Raw genomic sequence first — 2,640 nt, 5'->3', positions numbered from 1 at the left:
CCTGCCCCCGGCGGGACCCGCCGAGCTCGTCGGCACCATCGGCCGGGCCGTCCTCGACGCCCTGCACCCCGGCCGCCACCGGCACCGCGTCAAGGCTCGCACCCGCAAGAACCCCACCAGCAAGTACGGACCGAACGCCGGACAACACCCCACGACCAGTCAGAACTACACCGTCCACACCACCGTCACGTTCTTCGAACACGGGCTCTCGAGCCGCTCACGGACGTAAACGCAACGGTGTTGTGATCAAGGTCATGAAACGATCTTCAGATGTCTCGTGGTGATCTGACGGATGCACAGTGGGAGCGGCTGGAAGCGGTGTTGCCGCCGATACCGAAGATGGGTCGACCTCCGAGGGATCGGCGGCAGGTGTTCGACGGGATCTGGTGGCGGGCCCGGACCGGCTCGCCTTGGAGGGATCTGCCCGAGCGATACGGCCCCTGGGAGACCGCGTATGCGGTGTTCCGACGGTGGCAGATCGACGAAACATGGGCCCGCGTCCTGAAGAAGCTGCAGGTCAAGGCAGATGCGGATGGGATCATCGAGTGGGAGGTCTCGGTCGACTCCACCGTCTGCCGGGCTCACCAGCACGCCGCCGGGGCCCGCAAAAGGGGGCTGACGATCCGGGCCGGACGCGTCCGAACGGCCTCGCGGCCGAGCCGGACGACCACGGTCTGGGACGCTCGCGCGGCGGACTGACCACCAAGATTCACCTCGCCGTCGACGCCTCCTTCCACGTCCTCGCTGCCGTCATCACCGCCTGCCAACGAGGCGACGCGCCCGCCTTCGAGCAGGTGATGGACCGAATTCGTGTCCCCCGGATCGGCGGTGGACGCCCCCGCACCCGGCCCGGACATGTGCTTGCCGACCGGGCGTACTCCTCCCGTCAGATTCGCTCCTACCTGCGCAAACGCGGGATCGCGCACACCATCCCGGAGAAGCGAGACCAGGCCGGACACCGACGCCGCCGCGGTTCCGCCGGAGGCCGTCCGCCCGGCTTCGACCGCGAAATGTACAAGCGCAGGCACAAAGTCGAGTGCCGGATCGGCCTTCTGAAGCAGGCGAGAGGCGTTGCGACCAGGTACGACAAGCTCGCCGGGCGGATTCAACCGGTCGTCGCAACACCTCGACTGCGGAGGTGTAATGGGCAGGCCGGCAGGGTGGATGAGGGAACTGACGGGTAGGTCTCCGATGAAGTCACCGGGGGCGCCGTCGTTGCGGCTGGAGGTCGAGCGTGAGTTCTGGCGCGAGATCGCCAAAGGCCTCCTCAGTGAGGAGGCCGCTGCTGCAGTCGGCGTGTCTCCGGCTGCCGGCACCCGATGGTTCCGGCAGCGTGGGGGCATGCCGTCGGTTGATCTTGCCCCGCTTGCGGGTCGCTATCTGTCGTTTCACGAGCGTGAAGAGATAGCCCTGCTCAGAGCACAAGGAGCCGGAGTCCGCGAGATAGGGCGCCGGTTGGGCCGTGCTCCGTCGACGATCTCCCGCGAGCTTCGTCGAAATGCGGCGACCCGCGCGGGCAGGCTGGACTACCGTGCCTCGGTCGCGCAGTGGAAAGCGGATCTGTTGGCGCTTCGTCCGAAGCAGGCGAAGCTCGTCACTCATCAACGGCTGCACGAGTATGTGCAGGAACGGCTGTCGGGACACGTCCACCGCCCGGACGGAACCCTGGTGCAGGGGCCCCAGACAGAACCTTGGAAAGGCCGCAACAAGCCCCACCGTCAGGACCGGAAGTGGACGTCGGCCTGGAGTCCGGAGCAGATCGCTCACCGGCTGAACGTGGATTTCCCCGAGGATGAGTCGATGCGCATCTCGCACGAAGCGATCTACCAAGCCCTCTACGTCCAGAGCCGCGGCGCGCTCAAACGCGAGCTGGTCGCCTGCCTGCGCACCGGACGGGCACTGCGTGTCCCGCGCGCCCGCACCCGACGCAAAGCCTGGGCCCACGTCTCGCCCGAGGTGATGATCAGCGAGCGTCCGGCCGAGGCCGAAGACCGCGCCGTCCCCGGGCACTGGGAAGGAGACTTGATCATCGGGCTCAACCGGTCGGCGATCGGCACGCTGGTCCAGCGGACCACCCGGTTCACCATGCTGGTCCACCTGCCCCGCGAGGAGGGATACGGCACGATCCCGCGGACCAAGAACGGACCCGCTCTTGCCGGCTATGGCGCACTGTCGATGAACAAAGCACTCACACCGGTGATCACGACGCTTCCCGAGCAGCTCCGGCGGTCGCTGACCTGGGACCGTGGCAAGGAGCTTTCCCAGCACGCGCAGTTCAGACTCGAGACCGGTGTCGCGGTCTACTTCGCCGACCCGCACAGCTGGCAGCGCGGGACGAACGAGAACACAAACGGGCTTCTCCGCCAGTACTTTCCCAAGGGCACCGACCTGTCCAGGTGGTCGCCCGACGAACTCCAGGCAGTGGCTCACGCCCTCAACAGTCGGCCCCGCAAAACACTCGGCTGGAAGACCCCGGCCGAGGCACTCAACGAACACCTACACTCGGCCCAGAAAACCGGTGTTGCGACGACCGGTTGAATCCGCCCAATACACGTCTCGGGAACTTCGTTGCAAGCTTCGCTCGTTGGGCCTGAGAGCGTCGGTCGGCCGCACCGGTGTCTGCTGGGACAATGCGATGGC

Annotated in this window: 2 protein-coding genes and 1 pseudogene; all 3 read left to right on the top strand. The window is 66.8% G+C overall.

Annotated elements, in window-relative coordinates:
* Positions 1-229: pseudogene (locus ABZV38_RS40050) on the top strand (hypothetical protein); the annotation flags it as partial.
* A gap of 41 nt (positions 230-270) precedes the next feature.
* Positions 271-1,184, top strand: a protein-coding gene (locus ABZV38_RS40045; protein ID WP_356333860.1) for an IS5 family transposase whose coding sequence is annotated in 2 segments (ribosomal slippage) — positions 271-664 and positions 664-1,184 — 915 coding nt in all. Because the reading frame shifts where the segments join, the coding sequence is not laid out codon by codon here.
* On the top strand, positions 1,165-2,538 hold the full coding sequence (locus ABZV38_RS40040; protein WP_356333858.1) for an IS30 family transposase: 1,374 nt from the start codon (positions 1,165-1,167) through the stop codon (positions 2,536-2,538). Before ABZV38_RS40045 ends, ABZV38_RS40040 begins: the two co-directional genes overlap by 20 nt.
* The last annotated feature ends 102 nt before the right edge of the window (positions 2,539-2,640 follow it).

This window comes from Streptomyces sp. NPDC005181, from assembly GCF_040608395.1.
In the GTDB taxonomy this organism is placed as follows: domain Bacteria; phylum Actinomycetota; class Actinomycetes; order Streptomycetales; family Streptomycetaceae; genus Streptomyces.
This window is presented reverse-complemented; position numbering and strand designations above follow the sequence as displayed.